Consider the following 23,050-nt stretch of genomic DNA (forward strand, 5'->3'; position numbering starts at 1 on the left):
CGAGATTGTTGTATTGAGGTAGTTTTTAATGTTCAACCTGCGCCATTGGTTCACCGCCCTCGCCGCCTGCGGCCTCTGTCTCACCAGTCCTCTGTTGACCCCTCCCAGTTCTGCTGCGATCTTTGACAATCAACGGGTTGATGAACGCCGCTTTATCTTACTCGCATCCCCCTTTGGCGTGGAAAAACGCAGCTATCAGTTACTGATCGTCGAACAACTGTCCAACCGTCGGCCCTGCTGGCAAGAATATGACGGCGAACCGACACGGGTTGATCCTCTCCTTTTTAACTTTGACTTCAGCGACATCTGTAACCGCCTCACCGACAGCAACGGCTACTCGTTGCGCATTGGCAGCGAAGACCTCGGCTGGCGCTTTATTCTCTCCGTCGTGCCCCAAGGTAACGAGTTGGTATTAATGGCCAATTCCCCCCGCGAACCCAACGTTCGGATTCCCATTGGCCGCACCCGTGGCCTCGCCGATGGCTATCTCAAAATCCATCTCGATGAGGGTTGGGAACTGACCCGCCGCACCTATCAAAATCGCCCCTTGGGTCACATCTATTTAACCGGTGATCCCCAGTTGGTGTCCGTGCCCAGTGGTGGCCCTGTGGGGATTAATAGCGGCCCCCTGCCGTCGGACTCTTTGCCCCCGGCGGAGCGCGAAATCATCATTACCCCCCTTCCCCCCCGCACGGCCCCCGTCCCCCAACCGCCCCAACAACGTCCATTACCCACACCGCCCGTCGATCCTACACCGAGCGATCGCCCCCTCCCCCCGCCAGAGCGACGCATTCCCACCCTCTAACCCTCGCCGGACTCTCGCCGTTTGGTGGGCGGTTCCCAATCCCTGTAGAATGAGGGGAGCAAATTTTCCATGGGTTACTTTTGGGCATGGTCACAACGGATGAACAACAAGCCGCAACCCCAGCACCAGACTTTGATCTGGCTGCTTATCTTCAGCAGCAACAAACTAAAGTAGAAGCAGCATTGGCGGCCTCTGTCCCGACGGCAGAACCGCCCAAAATCTACGAAGCGATGCGCTACTCGCTGCTGGCGGGGGGGAAGCGGTTACGGCCCATCCTTTGTTTGGCAACCTGTGAACTGCTCGGCGGCACGGAGGCGATGGCCATGGCTACCGCCTGCGCCCTGGAGATGATTCACACCATGTCGCTGATCCACGATGATCTACCCGCGATGGATAATGACGACTATCGGCGCGGTAAGCTGACGAACCATAAGGTTTACGGCGATGATATTGCGATTTTGGCGGGGGATGCGCTGCTGGCCTATGCCTTTGAATATATTGCCGACCAGACCTCCGATGTGCCGCCGGCCCAAGTGTTGAAGGTGGTTGCCCATGTGGGGCGGGCTGTGGGGGCGGCGGGCTTGGTGGGGGGCCAGGTGATGGATTTGGAATCGGAAGGAAAACCCGATGTCACCGCTGAGATGCTGACCTTTATCCACACCCATAAAACCGGGGCGCTGCTAGAGGCTTGTGTGACCTGTGGGGCAATTTTGGCCGGGGCGGGGGATGCTGATTTACAGCGATTGTCGCGCTATGCCCAAAATATTGGCTTGGCGTTCCAGATTATTGATGACATTTTGGATATTACGGCGACCCAAGCTGAATTGGGGAAAACCGCCGGGAAAGATTTACAAGCGCAAAAGGCGACTTATCCTAGTTTGTGGGGGTTGGAGGCTTCGCGTCAGGAGGCGGATCGTTTGGTGACGGAGGCGATCGCACAACTCGACCCCTACGGCCCAGCGGCTGCTCCCCTCGCTGCGATCGCTCACTTCATTACGGCGCGTAAGAATTAGAGGGCAACGGAAACACAATGCAAGAGTTTAATTCGATCCTCAGTAACCACGTCCTACTGGTGGCCATTATTGCCTGTCTGATTGCTCAGGTGCTGAAGTTAATCATCAGCTTGATTCAAAAACAGCGTTTGGATGTGCGTCACCTGTTCAGCACCGGCGGGATGCCCAGTTCGCACTCGGCGCTGGTGTCTGCCCTGGCGACGGGGGTCGGCCAAGCGAAGGGGTGGAATAGTGCGGAGTTTGCGATCGCATCTATCTTTGCGGTGATCGTCATGTACGATGCCGCCGGAGTCCGCCAAGCCGCCGGGAAACAAGCCCGCATCCTCAACCAAATCCTCGACGAAATGTTCCAAGAAGGCAAAGAACTCAACGAAGAACGCCTGAAAGAACTCCTTGGCCATACTCCCTTTCAAGTCTTGATGGGCCTGGCGTTGGGAATTAGCATCTCCCTTCTCGCCGGTATGATGGCCACGCCCGTGTAGTGCGAAGCCCTCTCCTGTGGGAGAGGGCTTCGCTTCGCGTTTCTAGATTCGGCTTAGATGCGCTGATCGAGGGTGGTGGCGAGGGTTAATAATTCCACAAGGGGCGCTTGATCTTGGGGATACATGATCGCCGTGAACAGCCCCACAGTCCCCCGCCGGAACGTGACGAGATCGCTACTGAATTGGGTATCGTAGAGGGTCAAACCGAGGTGAATCCCAGCGGCGCGATCGCCCACCCCGTTCACCGTTTCTAGGGTTTCATAGCGGGTGAGAGCAATGCCATCCATCGGGGCGAGGCGTTGTTGGATTAATTCGGTGATTTTGATTTGCTGGTCCGGCTGTTGGGATTGGGTCAGGTAATAGTCAAACAGTTCCGGATCGCTAACTACGCCATTGAACCCCACCACCACTTGCAAGCGGGTGGGGTGAATATAGACGTAAAAGTCTTCGGGACTGACACCGCTTTGCTGAAACTGACCGCTGAGGGCTTCGAGTTGCTGCACCATTTGCGCGGCGACGGCGGGGGGCGGCTCGATAAAACCTTGGGGCAGATCCGCCAGAGTTAACTTGAGCGCAGCCTCGGCGGGGGCTTGGGCGATCTGTACTGCCGCGATTTCAGCAGGGGGGGTGATGGGGCCGGGATCAATGGCGATCGCCGGCGACCCCTGCAACAGGCCAGGCAAAACCAGCGCACTTAAACCAAGACCACATAGAGCTAGAGGGTGTTGCATTGTATTCGGGAGAAGTAATGGACTGAAGGCGAATTGAGATCATTCACACTGACGATCTAAGGTGCGATCGCCCTGGAATATGTTCCCACGCTAGCAAACCCCTCAGCCCAACGGCCGCAAATTCCGCACCCTGTCGCCCTTAACTTTGGGACAATCGCTGCACCGTTTCGCCCCCTAAACGACGGGCGGCATCTTCTAAGAGTGCCGGGATTTTTTGACGGTGGGGGCTATGTTGGAGCGATCGCTCGATGCGACTCCGATCGATCGGATCACTCGCCTGTTTACCGGGGAACCAATGTCCCCCATTATTCAACAGGTTATACCGCGCCTTCCCATAGTCCACCATGTCATAGGCGATCGCTAAATTGCGCAACCATAAAATCGTCTTCACCCCAATCTCATCCGGCACATGGTGGGGATCAGGCAACCCCTGATCCCACGTTTCCACCCACTCTTTCCCCAAACAGCGAATCGCCTCCTGCTCCAACCGCTCCAAAATCGGCGGCAACAAGTCCCCCGCCTGCGCCAACACCGGCAACGTCTTTAAATGTTCATCAAAATCCGTCGGCCGCGCTGCCCCCACCGACAGAGTATGCACCTCCGGATGGGACAAACAAAACAGATTATTAAACACCATCGGACTCAAGGGCGCACAAAGCTCCACCAACTTCGGCGGCGGTGCATACAAGTGACCCCCTTTGTCGGACGGACTGATAATAAATACCCCCATATCCTGCCCTTGGGCCGCCTCAATCGCCGGCCAATTGCCTTGATTAATGTAGTACCAATGCAAATTCACATAGTCAAACAGCCCCGTTTCAATGGCCCGACAGATCACATCCGTCGGCCCGTGGGTCGAAAACCCCACATGGCGAATCCGTCCCTGGGCTTGGAACTCCCGCACCACATCCAAACAGCCCCCCGGCCGGATCGTATCCGTCAAATTGTCCGGTGTATTAATGCCGTGAATCCCCAGCAGATCAACAGAGTCCAACTGCAACAACTGGAGGGATTTTTCTAAGGTGTCACGAAACTCCTGCGCATCCGGCTTAGGTGACACCTTGGTTTGTACGATGATCTGCTCACGGGGTAACGTCGGTAAAATTCGCCCCAATTGCAGTTCCGATGTGCCATAGCCCCGCGCCGTCTCAATATGATTAATCCCTAATTCCAAAGACCGGCGAATCGTTGCCTCTAGATTCGCCTGACCCTCTGGGGGAATTTCGGCCCAGGGCTGATCTTGCCATTTGTGTTGATACCGCATTCCCCCGCAGGAAAAGACGGGCATGGATAATTCAGTGCGACCAAAACGACGATATTGCATCAGGATTCACGATCTAAAAAACTCTACATTTAACGAGAGACTCAACGCCAGATCACCCTTGGAAACGTGACCCCAGCCCCCTAAAAATGGGGCAATTCTCGCAAACTCCCCACCGTTGAAAATGCTCCCCGAATTATACCGCACGGTCATTAATGCCCTCCGTGGCGGGTCGAATCCGAGGGTTGGATTGCTGCGGAATCTGGTTGCTTACCCTTCGACAGGCTCAGGGAGCGATTGTGTTGGGTGGAGGTTAGGGTTTGGAAGCCCAGGGTAGATCGAGGCTGCGACGGAGGGTTAGGGCTTGGTTTTGATAGGCGATCGCCTGCTGTGATTCTCCCTGTTGGGCGCTGAGGTGGGCTAACCGTTCGAGGACAACAATTTGGCCCAAGGGCGTTTGGGAGGCTTCATAGTGCTGAAGTGCTGTTTGGTAGGCTGACTCGGCCAGTTCCCACTGGTTTTGCTGCTCATACAGGCGGGCCTTTTGTTTAAAAATATGGCCGATGGAGACGCTGGATTCGCCAGAGTCTTGATTTGCTTGAAACCAGATCACGGCATCGTTGTAGGCCGCTAGGGCTGGCTCGGTTTGGTCAATTTCGGCGTAGAGATTACCCAGATTTTGGGACATGATTGCCGCGCTGCCCCATAAGTCCATGGCTTGAAAAATCGGAATGAGTTGTTTTTGGTAGGGAATGGCGGCCGCAAATTGGCTTTGTTTGGTATAGGCGAGGACGATGAAATTGAGAATATAGAGTTCTGCATAGTCTTGGTTACGAGAGGTGCGGGCTTGTTCGACGGCGCGGTCGAAGTAGGATTGGGCGCGATCGCTCTCCTGCCCGACTAAATAAAACTCGCCAATGGACGCTAGGATCAATTCCAAGGGATAGGGCACACCCCCCGCATCGGGCTGCCCAAATCGCTCCAGAACGGCCTGAGCTTCATCACGGTAGCGACGAGCGCGATCCGGTTGGCCCTGGGCTTGATACAGGGCGCTGATGTTTTCGAGGCTTAAGACTTGATTGGTAATGTGGGGCGCTTGGGGGTCTGAGGTGTCATGGCGGGCAATCTTGAGCGCCTTTTGAGAGGCGGCGAGGGCGGGTTCAACCTGGCCCTGTTGTTGATGAATGGTTGCGATGCGATTCAGCACTTCGGGCGCTGAATAGGAATTTATCTCAGTTCGGTCATAGAATTGGACGACTTGCTGATAGGTTGTGAGGGCTAAATCGAGGTGGCCTTGGAGTTGGTAAACGAGGCCAAGTTTACGAATGTAAAGCGTAAAGCCCCCGTTTTCCAAACGGGGGATATAAGCGAAGGGCTGAATTTATTCAGCCGTGATACCGAGGTATCATAGCAACCATGAAAACGCTCAAGTTCAAGCTCTACCAGCATAAGCGGAATAGATACCTCAAGCGGACAATCAATGCCGCAGGGCGTATCTACAACCATTGTGTTGCCCTCCACAAACGGTACTACCGAATGTGGGGCAAGCACTTGAACTGCGCCCGACTGCAAAAACACATCGCCAAGCTTCGGAAACGGAACCCCTGGTGGTTGCAGGTGGGTTCTCAAGCCGTACAGGATATCTGCCAACGAATTGAGAAAGCCTATCAACTGTTCTTCAAACACAAAGATAGAAGCGTTCGACCGCCCAACTTCAAGAAAACCCGAAAATACAAATCCTTCACCCTCAAGCAAGCTGGGTACAAATTCCTCGGTGGCAACCGGGTCAGGATTGGGAACAAAGTCTATCAATATTGGAACTCTCGCCCCATTGAGGGCAAGGTCAAGACCGTGACGATTAAACGAACTCCCTTGGGAGAACTGTTCATGATTGTCACGGTAGATACCCTGTCAGAACCCCAAGTCAAAACCGAGACAGGTAACATTGCTGGTTTTGATTTTGGACTTAAGACGTTTCTGACCTGTTCTGAGGGATTCAAGATTGATGCCCCCTTGTTCTTCAAGCAGTCACTTAACTCGGTTCGCAAAGCGAGTCGAGAGTTGTCCCGTAAGCAAAAGGGTTCAGCCCATCGGGAACGTGCCCGATTAAACTTAGCCCGCAAGCATGAAGATATTGCCCATCGACGGCGGGACTGGTTTTGGAAGTTAGCCCATCAACTGACGAATCAGTTTGATATGCTGTGTTTTGAAACCTTGAACCTCAAGGCGATGCAGCGGCTTTGGGGGCGTAAGGTGAGTGATTTGGCGTTTCGGGAGTTTCTGCAAATCCTGGAGTGGGTGGCGACGAAGAAGGGGAAGCGGGTGGTCTATGTTGAGCGCTGGTTCCCTTCGAGCAAGACCTGTTCAAGTTGTGGTCATATTTTGGAGCATCTGGATTTAGAGACTCGCCATTGGCGGTGTCCCAGTTGCTCGGCAGAGAATGACCGGGATGAGAATGCGGCGATGAATATTAAAGTGGCTGGGGCTTCAGCCATTGGGTTAGGTGATGTCAGACAGGCGTTGCCTGCTATTGCTGTTTGATCCCAGAATCCCCCGTTTTCTAAACGGGGGAGTAAGTCAATCAAGGTTTCAGTTTCGGCCCATGAACTTTCGATGCTGCGTTCAAGGGCGAGGCGGTCTTCGTAACTCTGACGGGCTGCCTCGAAGTCACCGAGGGCTAAATAGGCTGCGCCGATCTTATCTTGGGCATCACGGATGAGCCAGGCACTGAGGGTGGCATCAGTGATGGTTGTCACTCGTTGATAATAGGGGATAGCGTCTTTGAGGTGTCCTCGGAGGGCAAAATGATCGCCGACGCTGAGGAGGGTGAGGGCGGCGCTGTCGGGTTCGCCTTGGTCGATGAAGCGGGTGTAGCGTTGTTCGTAGAGGGCGATCGCGTCGGCGGTGAGATCCATGTTTAACAACATGTCCGCAAACACAATCATCTGAGCATCAGGATTGTCTAAATCCGGCCAGACTTGGGCGTGAGTCGTGGGGTGATCCAACGCGATGGCAGCCGATCCGACCCACGGAGTTTCCCCCCAAAACAAGGTAGTAACAACCACAATGGCAGCATAGTTCTGAAGACAAGATCGCAAATCCATGGCTAAAAATTTCCTGGTTTCGGGTGGATTGGCCATACCCACCATTTTAATGCTGGGATTGGGGCAGATTGCGATCGCGCCAGGATTGTTATCTCCCGGCAGAGTTGGCCCCCGAATTAGAGACCTATGCTAACATTTGGGGTAAATTTCCATCACCCACCTATCATCAATCCTGGTTGCAGAGGGGCCCCATGAGCAAGGTTCTGGTGCTAAACGCTTCCTATGAACCACTCAACATCACGAGTTGGCGGCGAGCGGTTGTCTTACTGCTGAAGGGCAAAGCAGAACAACTTGAATACACCACCACGGAACTCTATACCCGGTTTCCCCATCCCACCGTGATCCGGCTGCGCTACTATGTGCGGGTTCCCTACAAAGAAATCCCCTTGACCCGCCGGAATATTTTTGAACGGGACAATCACACCTGTCAATATTGTGACTATCGGGGCGACAATTTAACCCTGGATCATGTCAGTCCGCGATCGCGCGGTGGGCCCGATAGCTGGGAAAACTTGGTGGCGGCCTGTGTGCGGTGCAACGTCAAAAAAGGGAGCCGCACCCCGGACGAAGCCCAAATGCAGCTTAAATCCATCCCCCGCCGTCCGTACAGTAGCCTGCATTTTGAAATTGCTCGGTATATTCGCAGTGGCCGCAACATTGAATGGAAAAAGTATGTGATTGGGGTCTAAGCAGTTCTGCGAGTCCCATCTCTGCCACGCCCTTGCTACAATCAGGGTTTAAATCACGATCGCAAGAGAGCAGTAGTCAACAATGCAGGTGCAGGTTTCGGATCACTGGAACGTTGGTGAAACCCTCCTTAACCTGTATCGGGTCGCTGAAGTTCTAGGAGAACAGGAATCGGGATTCACCTATCAGGTTTACCATCGCCATTGGCATCAAGCGATGGTGGCGAAGGTCTGGTCGCCGCCCCAACAGACCAAAGCCACGGTCGAAGCCTTTCGGAAACGGTGTAAAACCTGGCTCAAATTGGGACTGCATCCCCATCTGGCTAGTTTTTACTATGTGCGGCAATGGCAAGGGAAGTTAATTATCTTCTCTGAATATTTGGCGGCGGGAAGTCTGCAAACATGGATGCAAACGGGGCGATTGTCCCGGAGTGCGGATGCGATCGCCCTCCCACAAGTTTTAGATATCGCCATTCAATCCGCCTGGGGGTTAGATTATCTCCACCGCCAAGGCTTAGTCCACGGCAATCTCAAGGCCTCGAATCTTCTCCTGGATGGACAAGGCACGGTGAAGTTGACGGATCTGCATTATCCGACCGTGGGGCGGCCGGTGGATGACCTCCGCCAGTGGGTGAAAATTATTCTCGATCTCGCGCCGGGGCCGGAGTTTTTGCCCGCCCCGCTGAAGACGCTGTTTCAACAATGCCAGACCGACCGCCCCCCGACCCTGCAACAGTGTATCCAACGGCTCATTGGGCAGTACCATGAACTCTGCCATCGCCCCTATACCCGCCAAGCCCCCACAGCGAAACATTGGCAGGCGGAGAATTATAATAACCAGGGCGTGGCGCTGATTGACCTGAATCGGCCCCAGGATGCGCTACGGCTTTGGGATAAGGCGCGACAGGTTACCCCCCACCATCCGGCGGCCACCTATAACCGGCTACTCTGGCTGTGGCGATCGCGCCAAATCACCGAATCCCAGATCTGCCAAGTGTTGGAAACCTTTCCGCCCACAGCGGCGGATCTGGTGGGTTTGCTGCATTTAGAACGTAATGATCCCCGGTCGGCCAAGGCAGCGTTTGATCGCTACCGGCTTCATACTCCGAACCTATCGCCCCCCCTCCAAGCCGCCTACACCCTCGCCCAAGAAACCAACCCCCCAACCGATGATGCCAACGGGCAAGTGCTCCAGCGGGAGGCGATCGCCACTCTGCACTACAGCGATGACGGCCAGTACGCCATTTGGGGCAATCAAGACGGCAGCCTAGTGTTGTGGGAATGCCGCACCCTACAACACCACCGCCTTTCAGGACATCCGGGGGAACGGATTACCCTGACTCAATTTAGCCCCGATCGCTGCTACGTTATTTCCCTCGCCCATCACCCCGAAACCAATAGCCAAACCCTGAAACTGTGGAGCCGCATGACGGGGAAATGTCTTTGCACCTTTCCCCAACTCCAAGAATGGGAAGTCCTGGCCCCAACCCCCACCGCCGTGCAGCAACGCTGGAGTCCGGATAGTCGGTTTTTCCTGCGCAAGACTGCGACGATGCTGCAAATTATGGAGGTGGCGACGGGGGCCTGTTTGTTTGTTTGCCATGGGGATGGCACGGCGATCGCCCTCACGGTCCAGGGTTCCTATGGGGTCACGGTCAGTTCGCAGCCGCGTCTGTGGGATATTTACCGGGAAACCTGTTTAGGCACGATCGCCCCTGACCAAGCCGTGAGTGCGATCGCCCTTCATCCCGATGGTCAGCATTGTCTGACGGCCACCAGTGCGGGGGAAGTCACCCTGCGAACGCTCCAAGGCCAGGTGGTGATCACCCTGACGGGAACCCCGGCGGGAATTCATTCGGTGGGGATTAGTCAGGACGGCCAAGTGTGCCTCGTGGCGGGGCAGCGGGTGGAATTGTGGTCTCTGGAAACGGGGCAATGGTTGCGATCGCTCACGGATCACCCGTCCAGCGTGGCATCCCTGCGCCCCGATGGGAAACAGGTGCTCGTCGGTGGCTCACAGCTTACCCTCTGGATGATCGACCAACAACAGATTGCCTACCAAGCCCCCTTCCGCCTCTGCACCGCCCAATCCACCACCACCCAATCCACCACCCTCCAGCAGTATCAAGAGGGCATTGCCAAAGCCGAAGCCGCCCTCCAGCAATCCCACTGGATCGAAGCTTGGCACCAGTTAAAGGCCGTGCGATCGCTCCCCAGTTATCGCCAAGACCGCCGCGCCTTTGACCTCTGGACGAGCCTCTACACCCACCTGCCCAGGCCAGCGATCGCCCATTGCTGGGAACTGCAAACCTTCACCGCCCACATCGGCAGCATCCACACCGCCCGCTTCAGCCTCGACGGCCAAGCCTTCACCGGCAGCCAAGATGGCCTCGTCAAACGCTGGCACATCACCCCCGATCGCACCCTCAGCCAAGTGGTCGGCAACCCCAAAGGCTACCTCGACTGCTGCGACATCAGCCCCAACGGCAAAAGCGTCGTCACCAGCAGTCGCACCAGCGGCCTCCAACAGTGGGATGCGGACACCGGCGATCTACGCCAAACCCTCGATACCCAATCCCTCTACTGTGTCAGCCTTGCCCAAAGTCCTGACGGTCACTACCTCATGGGCGGCACTGCCCAAGGTGAACTCACCCTCTGGGATCTCACCACCGGCCGCCGTGTCCGCTATTGGCAAGCCCATAGTCGGGCGGTGCAAGCCCTCTGTTTTAGTCCGGATAGTCTGTACTGTGTTTCCGCTGAGGCGGGCAATACCTGGAAACGGTGGGAAATCGCCACGGGGACATGCCTCCAAACCGTCACCACCCCCCAATCCAACCTCACCTCCATCGCCTACAGTCCCAATGGTCACTACCTCGTTTCCACCAGTCAAGACCAAACCTTAATCCTGTGGTCGGTGGGGTTAGGGCAACGGCTGCACATCCTGCGGGGCCACAGTGGAGCCGTCACCGCCGCCACCTTCAGCCGAGATAGTCACCACATCCTGTCCGGCAGCACCGACCAGACGGCCCGCCTCTGGAATGTGTTGAGGGGTGATTGTGTCTTTACCCTCGATGTACCGGGGACAGCGGTAACGGGGGTCGCCCTCAGTCCAGACAGCCGCTACGCCTTGACCACCATGGCCAATGGCTATGGCAAACTTTGGGCCCTGGATTGGCAATTATCGGAACAGCCCCCAGCGGGTTGGGATGAAGGGGTGCGCCCCTACCTAGAGACCTTTTTAACCCGCCAAACCCCCTACCAAGCAGATCCTGCGGCTGAAACACCACCGGTGTCCTGGCGACAACGGTGGCAAGATTTTCCCTGGGGCTTTTTGGGGGTGTGGTGGGGGCTGGTGTGGGCGTTGACGGCGGCGGCTCTGGATATTTTTAGTGGGGTGGGGGTGACACCCCAGGCGTATTTGCTGGCGGTGGGGGTGATGCTGTCGATTTTTGGGTATTTTTGGGGACGGCAGGTGGGGAATCCGTCGGTGCAGTTGGGGGCGTTGTTTGCCTCTGGGGTGTTGGTGCTGGTGGGGGCGGTGGATGCGACGGTGCGCTGGTCGTCCTTGGGGGCGGTGGTGTGGGGGGCGATCGCCGCCTTAATGCTGTCGGGGGCGGCGTTGGGGTTGCGCCCGATTACGGTGGTGTCAGCACCGCCGGGGTTGCGGGTTTGTCAGGCCCTGCGCCGTTATTGGGGGGGCTGGGGCGGTTTGGGGATTTTAGCGATCGCCACTGGGGCCGGGATGGCGATGGAGGCGCTGATCACCTGGGGAGGGGTGGCTCCTGTGATCGTGGCGGGGGTGACGGTGGGGATTGTGGCGATCGCCCAACTCTGGCATCTGATTCGGACCGGCATTCACAGCAAAAGCCTCAGCCAAGGGGTAATCTTGGCGGCACTCTTCACCCTGACGGCCTATAAATGGGCCGTGCCGAGCTATCTCGGCATTCTCCCCGCTCACCTCTGTAGCCACCTCGAAACCCTCGACCCCTACCTAGCACGGGGCGGTAATCCCAATGGGATTTTTCTCCATAACAACCGACTGCCCTTAACCCACTGTGCGATCGCCGCCGAACAGTTTGACCTCGTTGAGCGCCTCCTCACCACTGGCGCAAATCTCAACCACACCGATGCGGAGGGGCGAAGTCTCTTGATCCTCGCGGTGGAGGCCGATCAACTGCCGTGGGTGGCATCCTTGATCGCTCAAGGGGCTGACGTGAATCAGCGAGACCCCGAAGCCCGTACCGCTCTCCATCACAGCCAACAGGTGGCGATCGCCCAAGCCCTGATCGATGCCGGTGCTAACATCAACGCCCTCTCCCCTGACCATGGCACACCCCTACATTGGGCGATCGCCTCCAATCAGCCCGACCTCTTTCAACTCCTCCTCACCGCCGGGGCTGACCTCAACGCCATCTGTGCAGACTGCGATGCCACCACTCCCCTCCACACTGCCGTGCGCCATAATCGCATCCCCATGCTCAAAACCCTCCTCGATGCCGGCGCAGATCTCAACCAAACCGATCACAACGACCAAACCCCCCTCGAATACGCCCAACGCCAAAACCGCACCGAAGCCGTTCGCCTCATCGAGCAAGCCCTGGAGCAACAAAACTCCTGATCCATCCCATCACCGCCCATCCTCCCCAAAAAACTAGCTTTTGTTGTACAACGAAAGCTAGATTGCCGCAATCTTGGGCATCCTTCACCGGCAACCCATTCAACCCTTAACGTCTATTGACAAGGAACATCCAAAACCGATGCTGAGGCTGATCACTGATTTCGATGGCCCGATTATGGACGTATCCGAACGGTACTATCACGTCTATCAACTGTGTCTAGAACGCGCCAAAGCGCCAGACCAACCCGTCACCCTCCTCTCCAAACCGGACTTTTGGCGGTGCAAACGGGCTAAAGTCCCCGAACGCGCCATCGGGCAGCGTTCCGGCCTCAACCCTGACCAAGCCCGCCACTTTGCCCACCTGCGCCGAGAACTGGTGCATCAAGTGCCCTATCTGGTCTACGATCGCCTCATTCCCCGCGCCGTGGAAAGTCTCGAAATCCTCCAGGCCTACGGGATTGATCTCGCCATCCTCACGATGCGCCGCGAGCAAGAACTGAGCATCCCCCTCGACCGCTACGATCTGGGCCGTTTCTTCCCCCCTTCCCAACGCTACTGCATCGGCAACACCTACAGCAAAACCGGGGATGTGAATGATAAACCGCTCTTGATGGCCCAGGCCCTCGCGACACTCCCCCCGGCGGAAAAAACCTGGATGATTGGCGATACTGAAGCGGATATTGTGGCCGCCCAGACCCACAATATTCCCGTGATTGGCGTGTTGTCGGGAATTCGCGATCGCGAACGTCTCGCGGGCTACTACCCCGATCGCATCGTCGCTGACCTGGCCGCCGCCCTCGAAATCATCTGTCCGCCCCTGTCGCTGACGCGATCGCCCCTACCGTAGGAAACTACTCACCAGCCAAAAGATCACCAACGTCACCACATTCACCACTTGGGCCGCAGATAACCCCCCATTACCCAGGGGAACCCCGCTCAAATTGGCCAACAGTGACCCGATTGTCGTGCCCACCACGATCGCCAACAGCGAAATCAACAGCGCCCGGCCAAACCGCTTTTCTTTACGGGTGATGAAATAGACATTCCCCACCAGCCCAAAGGTAAACACCAAGGCCAGCACCGGATCATTGGGACTTTGGGCCAAGAGCGTCAACGCCGCTCCCACCCCAAAGACCATCGCCGGAATCACAATGTCCCACTGGGAAGGGGTGTCTAGATAATCTTGGAGCCAAGACGGCGAGGGGGATGACTCCGCCACGGGGGCCGGCTTGGGTTTTTTTTGTTCCGGAAAACGGATGCCTTCGGGCACTTTGATTTTTCCTTCTTGGCGGAGTTTGAGGCGATCCATAATGATCGCATCGTAGGCCGCTTCGATCTTTTCGACCTGCTTGCGATCGCTACTATATTCTTGACTGAGGCGACTCCGGGCAGATTGGATCTCGTCAAAGGATGCTTCTGTCGCTACACCCAGGATTTCATAGGAGTTTTGTTCGCTCATCTCTTGGAATACCTCTGAAGATCAGTTCACGAGGGTCGGCCGACCCGTCCATCTCAATGGGATGGTGGCAGACTAGCGGTTGCCCGCATCAGCTTTTCAGTAGTGTAGCCCGAACCGTCTCAATCTGCGACAATCGTTGAAGCGATCGCAGTGCTTCCCTGTCTCGAAAACTGTACCTTGACCGTCCAATCTTCTCACTTCTCCGTACTCCACCGTATTTTTGTCTAAAATTCTGAGTACACTCGTAATGTGAACACCCAGAATAACGCGCAAAAATGGTGTGTTTGAATTTTCCTAAAGAGTAACTATGGCGACCGACCCCACCACCAAGATCCTCATCGTGGATGACGACCCGGCGATCCGTAATCTGGTGCATCGCTTTCTTCGCCAGAAAGACTATCACGTCGAAGCTGCCGCTGATGGGAAATCGGCCCTAGAACTCTTTGAACGCTTCAACCCCGCCCTGGTCATTCTTGACGTTAACCTTCCCGATGCCCTCGGTTACAACCTCTGCGAAGAGATGCAAAAGCGTACCGATGTCTTCGTCCTCATGCTCACCAGCCGCACCGACACCGAAGACAAAGCGATCGGCTTTCGCAAAGGCGCAGACGACTACCTCACCAAACCCTTCGACCTCCAAGAATTAGAACTGCGGGTCAGTGCCATTCTCAAGCGCATTCGCCCCGTCAGTCAGCCCGTCACCCAAAAACTCCTCCAGTTTGAAAACCTCACCATTGATCCCCTCCAACGCGCCGTCCAAGTCAACGGCAGCGAAGTCCCCTTCACCACCTTAGAATTTGACCTCCTCTATTACCTCGCCAAAAACCCCAACCAAGCCCTCAGCCGCGCCCAGTTAATCAGCGAAGTCTGGGACTATGACGAATCCTCCCTCGGCGATCAGCGGGTTGTGGATGTCCACATCGGCCAAATCCGCAAAAAAATCGAAGCCAACGCCTCCCAACCCTCCCTAATCACCACCATTCGCGGTTTTGGCTACAAGTTCAACGTCGCCAATGCCGACGCTTAACACACCCACCCCCCCGATCGCCTAGTAACAGCCGATTGAATCGCCCAGCGATGTGGACGGCCTCGCAGCCCAACGGGACAGCCGAACAGACCAAAGCGGAGCACTATAATAAGAATTACGAATGTAAAGCGTAAAGCCCCCGTTTTCCAAACGGGGGATATAAGCGAAGGGCTGAATTTATTCAGCCGTGATACCGAGGTATCATAGCAACCATGAAAACGCTCAAGTTCAAGCTCTACCAGCATAAGCGGAATAGATACCTCAAGCGGACAATCAATGCCGCAGGGCGTATCTACAACCATTGTGTTGCCCTCCACAAACGGTACTACCGCATCTGGGGCAAGCACTTGAACTGCGCCCGACTACAAAAACACATCGCCAAGCTTCGGAAACGGAACCCCTGGTGGTTGCAGGTGGGTTCTCAAGCCGTACAGGATATCTGCCAACGAATTGAGAAAGCGTATCAACTGTTCTTCAAACACAACAAAAAAGGCGTTCGCCCGCCAAACTTTAAGAAGACCCGAAGGTAGTGCATTAGATTATTGTGGGGAAGGAGAGGATATCCTGCCAACTCCAGCGATGGTCAGTCAATCCTGCTCGTTGTGCCGCCGTGCTCTTGTAGCGACTGTGCTGCCAGATCCAGTTGAAATAACTCACCACTAAACGCACCGTCACCTTTGTCTGCTGCCACAGTTTGCCAAACTTGTTCTGTCGTCGATGCCACCTACCCGTCTGCTGCCTGATAATTCCATTGGTACGCTCCAACCGTTGCGTTTGGTCTTTGCCAATGTAGTGCTCAATTTCCAGCGGCAGTACCCGCTCATATCCTCCCCAGTTGTCACTATTCCATTGCTGGCAATGGGTCTTTCCCTCCGTGCTCACCACCAGTTCTTCAATCAGTTCATCGGTGTGTTTCCCCACTCGTGCTGTCAAGATTAACCCGCTCGAATCTGCCAAACTCATCGCAATCCAGCAATCGCCTACTTCAACTTCTTCGGGCAAGCATTGTTTGTTTTTTCACGAATGACCACATCTCATCAGCACTCACGTCCTCCGTTTCCACGCCCTGCACTTGGTCGTTATGAACCAGCAAAGCTTTAGCACTGGCGGCACGAATAATACTGACCACGGTGTTATAGGCTAATCCGCTGATGCGGCTGACTCCTCGCAAGCTAGTGCCTTCACTGTGGGCTTGAAGTACTTGCTCAATCTGCTCCGGAGTAACATGGCGATAGTAGTAGAGGGTGTCAAAACTCTCGGCAAAGGTTTGCTGGCAGTGAGGGCAGAAGTAGCGTTGATGACCATTGGGCATTTTGCCGTGTTTGTGGGTTTTGGGATGACCGCAGAGCCGACATTCCATAGTTTTAGTGCAGTGGTAACGATTCCTCTACTTTACCAAACCCACATCATTTTGACGCACTACCGACCCGAAAATACAAATCCTTCACCCTCAAGCAAGCTGGGTACAAATTCCTCGGTGGCANCGGGTCAGANNTTGGGAACAAAGTCTATCAATATTGGCACTCTCGTCCCATTGAGGGCAAGGTCAAGACCGTGACGATTAAACGAACTCCCTTGGGAGAACTGTTCATGATTGTCACGGTAGATACCCTGTCAGAACCCCAAGTCAAAACCGAGACAGGTAACATTGCTGGTTTTGATTTTGGACTTAAGACGTTTCTGACCTGTTCTGAGGGATTCAAGATTGATGCCCCCTTGTTCTTCAAGCAGTCACTTAACTCGGTTCGCAAAGCGAGTCGAGAGTTGTCCCGTAAGCAAAAGGGTTCAGCCCATCGGGAACGTGCCCGATTGAACTTAGCCCGCAAGCATGAAGATATTGCCCATCGACGGCGGGACTGGTTTTGGAAGTTAGCCCATCAACTGACGAATCAGTTTGATATGCTGTGTTTTGAAACCTTAAACCTCAAGGCGATGCAGCGGCTCTGGGGGCGTAAGGTGAGTGATTTGGCGTTTCGGGAGTTTCTGCAAATCCTGGAGTGGGTGGCGACGAAGAAGGGGAAGCGGGTGGTCTATGTTGAGCGCTGGTTCCCTTCGAGCAAGACCTGTTCAAGTTGTGGTCATATTTTGGAGCATCTGGATTTAGAGACTCGCCATTGGCGGTGTCCCAGTTGCTCGGCAGAGAATGACCGGGATGAGAATGCGGCGATGAATATTAAAGTGGCTGGGGCTTCAGCCATTGGGTTAGGTGATGTCAGACAGGCGTTGCCTGCTATTGCTGTTTGATCCCAGAATCCCCCGTTTTCTAAACGGGGGAGTAAGTCAACTGAATCTATTTTGGTCGGGCGAGGTTAGGGCTGGGGTGTGGTGATCAGGGTGACGAGGGTATCGATGAGGCGGGCGGGGTCGAGGGGGATAATTTCAGCGCCGGGGAGGAGGTGTTGGGTGATGATGAAATGCGCGATCGCACCCACGAAAATCCGTGCTGTGGCTTCGGGGTCGGGCACATCTAAATGGGGGCAATGGGTGAAATAGTAGGTGAGAGAGGCGAGGGCGACGGCGGGTAGTTCCCGGAGGAAGGTTTCGGCGAGTTCGGGGAAACGTTCGGATTCGGCGATCACAGTGCGCATTAGTCCGAGATATTCGGGGTCATTGGCGGGGACTTGCAGCATCGTGGTGGCCAAGGTGCGCAGGAACGACTGAGGCGGTTCGTTGACCATTTTGGCCACCTGTTCCGGTTCAAAAATACCCGCAAATTTACTGCGCACCAAGCGTTCAATGATGGCCACAAACAATTGATCTTTGCTTTGAAAATGGTTGTAGACCGTGGCTTTGGAGACGCTGGCCGCTGTGGCGACGCGATCCATACTGGCGGCCGCATAGCCCCGGTTGAGGAATTCCGCGATCGCTCCATCGAGGATCACATCACGTTTATCAGTGGAATTGGAAGAGCGACCAGAATCAACAGGCATGGGTGGCAGAAATTGAGCTTGACAACTCCATACTAAACTGTTTAGTTTAATAGCAGGAACTAAACTAAACTGTTTAGTTTTAAGATTATTCCTCAATGTTACTCCTGTTGGAGGTTGCCCCCGATGTCTTCGCTCCCCCTCACTCCCCCCACCTCTAAACCCTGGCGACGCTGGACGGGTTTGGGTTTAGCTGTCCTGGGCTTAACGGCGGGCGGGCTGTATTGGCAACAACAATCGGTGGCGGATGTGCCCGCCGCGTCGCCGATTCAGGTGGTGGAACGGGAGACGGTGACGGCGTTGGGGCGTTTAGAACCTCAAGGGGAGGCGATTCAAGTCCAAGCGTCCACCGCGAGCCAAGAGCAACGGATTGCAGCATTGCGGGTGGGCCTGGGCGATCGCGTCTCGGCGGGGCAGATTATCGCCGTCCTCGATGGGCGCGATCGCCTCGCTGCCGCCGTCGCCGAAGCCCAAAGCCGGGTCCAGATTGCGATCGCCCAACTCAACCAAGTGCAGGCGGGGGCGAAACCGGGGGCGATCGCGGCTCAACAGGCCACGATCACCCAAATCACAGCCGATCGCGCCGCCCAACTCCAAGCCCAGCAGGCCGTTGTGGCGGAACGGGAGGCGGAGTTAGAAAACGCGATCGCAGAATTTCGCCGCTACGATTCCCTCTATCAAGATGGGGCCATTTCCGCCCTCGACCATGACCAAAAACAACTGGCCCGCGACACCGCCCAACGCCGCCTCGAAACCGCCCGCGCCGAACTAACCCGCCTCCAAACCACCCAAGCCCCCGAACTCCAAGCCGCCACCGCCACCTTGGAGCAACTGGCCGAGGTGCGCACCGTTGATGTGCAGGCAGCCCAAGCCCAAGTTGCCCAAGCCCAAGCCGCCGTGCAGCAAGCCCAGGCTAATCTTGAGCAGCTTGATGTGCGATCGCCCCGTGACGGCGTGGTGTTGGATGTCTATACCCAGGGCGGCGAGGTGATTAGCCCCGACGGCATTATTGAACTGGGGCAGACGGCGCAGATGGTGGCGATCGCGGAAATTTATCAAAGCGACATCCAAGCCATCCGCCCCGGCCAAACTGCCAGGATCACCAGTGCCGCCCTCCGGGAACCCCTCACCGGAACCGTCACCCAAATTGGAGCCAAAGTCCAACAGCAAGAGGTGGTCAACACTGACCCCAGCAGCAACATCGATGCCCGCGTCATCGAAGTGACGATCCACCTCGACCCCGACGCGAGCGATCGCGCCCGCAGTTTTACCAACCTTCAAGTAGAAATTGAAATTGCCTTGGGGGATTAAATGCTAATCCAGATCTGAAATGAGTGAGCCAGAGCCTCACACAACCCCTGACCGGATTGATCCCTCTGTAGTGCGAGCGTCTAGCTCGCTCCCCTCGTTCAGACCCAGCATTAGTGAGCCAAGTAGTGAGCAACCCCTGACCGGATTGATCCCTCTGTAGTGCGAGCTTCTAGCTCGCTCCCCTCGTTCTCGCTCCCCTCGTTCTCGCTCCCCTCGTTCTCGCTCCCCTCGTTCTCGCTCCCCTCGTTCTCGCTCCCCTCGTTCTCGCTCCCCTCGTTCTCGCTCCCCTCGTTCTCGCTTCCCTGATTCACTCTCGTTCAAGCCAACCCCGTACCCCCATGCTCAAAACCCTGCGCCGCCGTACCTGGCTCGGTTGGCTCCAACTCAGCCACGAACCCAGCCGCCTCCTCGTTGCCCTGGCGGGCATTGCCTTCGCGGATGTGTTGATGTTCATGCAGTTGGGGTTCCAAGCCTCCCTCTTTGACAGCAATACCCGCATTGCCCGCAGCTTTAAGGCCGACGTGATTCTCGTTAGCCCCAAAGCCAAAAATACTCAAAACCTATCCACCTTCAGCCGCCGTCGTATCTATCAAGCCCTGGATGTGCCCGGTGTGCGTCACGGTATTCCGCTTTATTCGAGCATTCTCACCTGGAAAAATCCCCAAACCCGCCAAGATACCTTGATTCAATTGGTGGGATTTGACCCGGATGATCGGGTGTTTGAGTTGCCGGATTTGAATGCCCAGCAAGATAGGTTGAAACTGCCGGATCATGTGATCTTTGATCGGCGATCGCGGGGTCAATATGGTGAGGTCTTAGCCACCGTAGACAGCGGCCAAATCGTCACCACCGAAGCCGAAGGGCGCACCCTGACGATCACCGGTCTGTTTAGCTTAGGCGCATCCTTTGGGACAGATGGGATGCTGATGGCCAGCGATCAAACCTTTTTACAAATCTTTCCCCGGCGCAATGTGGGCAGCATCAGCCTCGGTCTGTTGCAACTCGAACCGGGAGCCGATCCCGATGCGATCGCCGCCCAACTCCGTACCCTGTTGCCCAGTGATGTCAATGTCCTTACCCAAACCGAATTTATCGCCGCCGAGCAAAACTATTGGCAACGGGAAAGCCCGATCGGGTTTATCTTCACGATGGGGACGGCGATGGCGTTTATTGTCGGGGTGGTGATTGTCTATCAGGTGTTGTCTACGGATGTGAACGCCCATTTGCAGGAATACGCCACGTTTAAAGCGATGGGCTATCGTCATGCCTATTTGTTGGGGGTGATTTTTGAAGAAGCGGTGATTTTGGCGGTGTTGGGGTTTGTGCCGGGGTTTGTGTTGCCGCTGGGGTTGTACCGGATGGCGGCCAATGCGACGGCACTCCCGATCGCGATGACGGTGCATCGGGCGGTGGTGGTGTTTGGGCTAACCTTGGTGATGTGTTTGATGTCAGGCGCGATCGCTACCCGCCGCCTCCAAGCCGCTGATCCCGCCGATATGTTTTAAGGATGGATAAATCATGACCCAAACTTTTCAAAATGAACCCGTGATTGCGATCGCTCACCTCAGCCACTATTTCGGCACGGGCGACCTCCGCAAACAGGTGTTATATGACATCCACCTCACAATCCAAGCCGGGGAAATCGTGATTATGACCGGCCCCTCTGGTTCCGGCAAAACCACATTGTTAACCCTGATGGGGGCATTGCGATCGGTGCAAGGGGGGAGTTTGAAGTTTCTTGGCACGGAACTCTGTGGCGCAACCAATCGGCAACAGGTCGATGTGCGTCGCCACATCGGTTATATTTTCCAAGCCCACAACCTCCACGGCAGCCTCACCGCCCTGCAAAATGTGCGCATGGGGTTAGAACTACACCCGCAATATTCCATTGCAGAGATGCACGATCGCGCCGCCCATGCCCTTGATACGGTGGGATTAGGCGATCGCATCACCTACTACCCCGCTAATCTTTCCGGCGGTCAACGCCAACGAGTGGCGATCGCCCGCGCCCTCGTCAGTCAGCCCAAACTCCTCCTCGCCGACGAACCCACCGCCGCCCTCGACCGCCAATCCGGCCGCGATGTGGTCACCCTGATGCAACGCCTTGCCAAGGAACAGGGCTGCACCATCCTCCTCGTCACCCACGACAACCGCATCCTAGACGTGGCCGATCGCATCGTCGAAATGGAAGATGGCCGCCTGATCCGCGCCGATGCCCAAACCAGTGCCGCCGCTGGGGTTAGTGAGTCATAGGAGTGGGTGCGATCGCACCCACTCTAGACCTTTGGCCACTGAGCAACGGTCACGCTTTCGTTTATAAAGAGACTCAGATACTCTCTGAGAAATGCTCATGAGTCGCCAATATCACGCCCCCTCTCGCGCTGCCGCTCAAAAAAAGGCTCCCCAATTTACAGCCCCTTCTGTCGCTCGCCCCACCGTGCAAAAAAAGAGCGCGGCGAAATCCCTCCCCCCATGGAATCCAGAAGGGCCCACCGTTGACCCCCTAGCGCGACTCAGCCAAACCCCATCCATCCAAACAAAATTAACCGTCGGGGCTGCCAACGACAAATACGAACAGGAAGCCGATCGCGTCGCCAAAAACGTCGTGCAACGCATCCATTCTCCCCTCGCTGATCCCAGTACAGAATCCATCCAGCGAGAAACCCTCGACGAAGAAGAAGACCTCCAAACTAAACCCCTCCTCCAACGCCAAACCGCAGCCGATGGCGGTGACGTTTCCTCAGACTTAGAATCAAGCATTAAAAAAGCGAAAGGTGGCGGTCAATCTCTCAATACCAACCTGCAAGCCAAGATGGGGGAGGCAATGGGAGCCGATTTTAGCGGTGTGAAAGTGCATACCGATTCCCAATCTGACCAACTCAATCAAGCCGTCCAAGCCAAAGCCTTCACCACCGGCAGTGATGTGTTTTTCCGCAAAGGGGAATACAACCCCGGCAGCAAAGGCGGTCAGGAATTGATCGCCCATGAATTAACCCATGTGGTGCAGCAAAATGGAGGCGCTGTTCAAACGAAATCAATTCACCATACCGATGCCTCTAATGAATCAGTGCAGAGACTGAAATGGTCAGAGGTGTATACGGGGTCAACATCAGTGGTTGGCATCAGTGAATCACAAATGCCTGAGGGTGTAGAAGCTGAAACAGGTGAACAAGAAACGATAGATAGGAATGTTTGGGCCGGTCAAACCAAAAAGGGACGTTCAGGGTTTTTATGGCACAAAGACTCTACCTTGGAAATACAATATGATATTAAGTCCATGAAGCAGTATAAAATCATCGATCCAACGGTTGTATTCTTTACTGCTGTCAGGATATCTGCCCTAGAGCCAATCAAAAAATTTGGGATAGATCCAAACTTTGGCAATGCGGAAAAACCGGATGGTTCAACACAATACAATGTGAGGGGATTTAATTATTTTGGCAAAGACAAGAAAATCCCACAAATATACGGCAGTAACTATTTAGAACCCGAACCTTGGAAGATCATTAGTTTCTCATTGCCAGAAGGAACACTGATTGAACGAGATCCTGAAATTCCCAATGGACTCCGGACAACTCATCATATTCAACCTTCAGAGATTAAGAGTTGGTAGGCTGATGGAGGTC

General features: G+C 55.4%; 19 protein-coding genes and 2 pseudogenes. 14 read left to right on the plus strand and 7 right to left on the minus strand.

Going from position 1 to position 23,050, the window contains the following annotated elements; all coding sequences use genetic code 11:
* Positions 1–28: 28 nt before the first annotated feature.
* From SPI6313_RS11205 to SPI6313_RS11215, 3 genes are all read left to right on the plus strand, one after another.
* On the plus strand, positions 29–805 hold the full coding sequence (locus tag SPI6313_RS11205; RefSeq protein WP_072621072.1) for a DUF3747 domain-containing protein: 777 nt from the start codon (positions 29–31) through the stop codon (positions 803–805).
* A gap of 86 nt (positions 806–891) precedes the next feature.
* A complete protein-coding gene (crtE, locus tag SPI6313_RS11210) occupies positions 892–1,818 on the plus strand; it encodes a geranylgeranyl diphosphate synthase CrtE (RefSeq protein WP_072621073.1) in 927 nt (308 codons plus the stop codon).
* Positions 1,819–1,835: 17 nt separating this feature from the next.
* Positions 1,836–2,300, plus strand: a complete 465-nt coding sequence (locus tag SPI6313_RS11215; protein WP_072621074.1) for a divergent PAP2 family protein — start codon at positions 1,836–1,838, stop codon at positions 2,298–2,300.
* Between the two features lie 53 nt (positions 2,301–2,353).
* Here SPI6313_RS11215 and SPI6313_RS11220 read toward each other — a convergent pair whose 3' ends face one another.
* The 3 genes from SPI6313_RS11220 to SPI6313_RS11230 all read right to left on the minus strand — a co-directional run bounded on the left by SPI6313_RS11220 (position 2,354) and on the right by SPI6313_RS11230 (position 5,646).
* A complete protein-coding gene (locus SPI6313_RS11220; RefSeq protein ID WP_072621075.1) occupies positions 2,354–3,031 on the minus strand; it encodes a hypothetical protein in 678 nt (225 codons plus the stop codon).
* Positions 3,032–3,170: 139 nt separating this feature from the next.
* Positions 3,171–4,355 carry an aldo/keto reductase gene (locus tag SPI6313_RS11225; RefSeq protein ID WP_072621076.1) on the minus strand — a complete coding sequence of 395 codons (1,185 nt, stop codon included), beginning with the start codon at positions 4,353–4,355 and terminating at the stop codon, positions 3,171–3,173.
* Positions 4,356–4,605: 250 nt separating this feature from the next.
* The gene (locus SPI6313_RS11230) at positions 4,606–5,646 is read right to left on the minus strand and encodes a tetratricopeptide repeat protein (RefSeq protein WP_072621077.1); all 1,041 of its coding nucleotides are present in this window, start codon (positions 5,644–5,646) and stop codon (positions 4,606–4,608) included.
* Between the two features lie 62 nt (positions 5,647–5,708).
* On the opposite strand from SPI6313_RS11230, the gene SPI6313_RS11235 reads away from it, so the two are divergent.
* The 4 genes from SPI6313_RS11235 to SPI6313_RS11255 all read left to right on the plus strand — a co-directional run bounded on the left by SPI6313_RS11235 (position 5,709) and on the right by SPI6313_RS11255 (position 13,547).
* Positions 5,709–6,833: an RNA-guided endonuclease InsQ/TnpB family protein gene (locus SPI6313_RS11235; RefSeq protein WP_072621078.1), complete on the plus strand. Its 1,125-nt coding sequence runs from the start codon at positions 5,709–5,711 to the stop codon at positions 6,831–6,833.
* Between the two features lie 754 nt (positions 6,834–7,587).
* Positions 7,588–8,085, plus strand: a complete 498-nt coding sequence (locus SPI6313_RS11245) for an HNH endonuclease (protein ID WP_072623103.1) — start codon at positions 7,588–7,590, stop codon at positions 8,083–8,085.
* 82 nt (positions 8,086–8,167) lie between these two features.
* Positions 8,168–12,700: an ankyrin repeat domain-containing protein gene (locus tag SPI6313_RS11250; protein ID WP_072621080.1), complete on the plus strand. Its 4,533-nt coding sequence runs from the start codon at positions 8,168–8,170 to the stop codon at positions 12,698–12,700.
* 139 nt (positions 12,701–12,839) lie between these two features.
* A complete protein-coding gene (locus tag SPI6313_RS11255) occupies positions 12,840–13,547 on the plus strand; it encodes an HAD family hydrolase (RefSeq protein WP_072621081.1) in 708 nt (235 codons plus the stop codon).
* Here the strand turns inward: SPI6313_RS11255 and SPI6313_RS11260 are convergent.
* Positions 13,539–14,159, minus strand: a complete 621-nt coding sequence (locus SPI6313_RS11260) for a CPP1-like family protein (protein ID WP_072621082.1) — start codon at positions 14,157–14,159, stop codon at positions 13,539–13,541. The two genes, SPI6313_RS11255 and SPI6313_RS11260, sit on opposite strands and share 9 nt — an antisense overlap.
* A 307-nt stretch (positions 14,160–14,466) precedes the next feature.
* Between SPI6313_RS11260 and SPI6313_RS11265 the strand changes: the two genes are divergently transcribed.
* Together SPI6313_RS11265 and SPI6313_RS11270 are read left to right on the plus strand one after the other, a co-directional pair.
* Positions 14,467–15,186, plus strand: a complete 720-nt coding sequence (locus SPI6313_RS11265; RefSeq protein WP_072621083.1) for a response regulator transcription factor — start codon at positions 14,467–14,469, stop codon at positions 15,184–15,186.
* A 212-nt stretch (positions 15,187–15,398) separates the two neighbouring features.
* Positions 15,399–15,713, plus strand: a pseudogene (locus SPI6313_RS11270) (RNA-guided endonuclease TnpB family protein); the annotation flags it as partial.
* Positions 15,714–15,720: 7 nt separating this feature from the next.
* Here the strand turns inward: SPI6313_RS11270 and SPI6313_RS22345 are convergent.
* Positions 15,721–16,546 (minus strand): IS1 family transposase gene (locus SPI6313_RS22345; protein ID WP_139276619.1). Its coding sequence is split into 2 segments (ribosomal slippage): positions 15,721–16,198 and positions 16,197–16,546, totalling 828 coding nucleotides; the frame shifts between segments, so codons are not numbered across the junction.
* 68 nt (positions 16,547–16,614) lie between these two features.
* Between SPI6313_RS22345 and SPI6313_RS11285 the strand changes: the two are divergent.
* Positions 16,615–17,430, plus strand: a pseudogene (locus tag SPI6313_RS11285) (RNA-guided endonuclease InsQ/TnpB family protein); the annotation flags it as partial.
* A 65-nt stretch (positions 17,431–17,495) separates the two neighbouring features.
* On the opposite strand, the gene SPI6313_RS11290 reads toward SPI6313_RS11285, so the two are convergent.
* Positions 17,496–18,116, minus strand: coding sequence for a TetR/AcrR family transcriptional regulator (locus tag SPI6313_RS11290; RefSeq protein WP_072621086.1), 621 nt, complete (start codon positions 18,114–18,116; stop codon positions 17,496–17,498).
* Between the two features lie 123 nt (positions 18,117–18,239).
* On the opposite strand from SPI6313_RS11290, the gene SPI6313_RS11295 reads away from it, so the two are divergent.
* Complete coding sequence (locus SPI6313_RS11295) at positions 18,240–19,424, plus strand: HlyD family efflux transporter periplasmic adaptor subunit (RefSeq protein WP_072621087.1); 1,185 nt, start codon at positions 18,240–18,242, stop codon at positions 19,422–19,424.
* A gap of 110 nt (positions 19,425–19,534) precedes the next feature.
* On the opposite strand, the gene SPI6313_RS25380 is transcribed toward SPI6313_RS11295, so the two are convergent.
* Positions 19,535–19,735 carry a hypothetical protein gene (locus SPI6313_RS25380; protein ID WP_072621088.1) on the minus strand — a complete coding sequence of 67 codons (201 nt, stop codon included), beginning with the start codon at positions 19,733–19,735 and terminating at the stop codon, positions 19,535–19,537.
* A 27-nt stretch (positions 19,736–19,762) separates the two neighbouring features.
* Here SPI6313_RS25380 and devC point away from each other — a divergent pair, with 27 nt between their 5' ends.
* The 3 genes from devC (at position 19,763) to SPI6313_RS11315 (ending at position 23,037) form a co-directional block, all read left to right on the plus strand.
* Positions 19,763–20,929, plus strand: coding sequence for an ABC transporter permease DevC (devC, locus tag SPI6313_RS11305; RefSeq protein WP_072621089.1), 1,167 nt, complete (start codon positions 19,763–19,765; stop codon positions 20,927–20,929).
* 13 nt (positions 20,930–20,942) lie between these two features.
* The gene (locus tag SPI6313_RS11310; RefSeq protein ID WP_072621090.1) at positions 20,943–21,677 is read left to right on the plus strand and encodes a DevA family ABC transporter ATP-binding protein; all 735 of its coding nucleotides are present in this window, start codon (positions 20,943–20,945) and stop codon (positions 21,675–21,677) included.
* Between the two features lie 97 nt (positions 21,678–21,774).
* Positions 21,775–23,037 carry an eCIS core domain-containing protein gene (locus SPI6313_RS11315; protein WP_084669197.1) on the plus strand — a complete coding sequence of 421 codons (1,263 nt, stop codon included), beginning with the start codon at positions 21,775–21,777 and terminating at the stop codon, positions 23,035–23,037.
* The last annotated feature ends 13 nt before the right edge of the window (positions 23,038–23,050 follow it).

This window comes from Spirulina major PCC 6313 (assembly GCF_001890765.1).
GTDB lineage: Bacteria > Cyanobacteriota > Cyanobacteriia > Cyanobacteriales > Spirulinaceae > Spirulina > Spirulina major.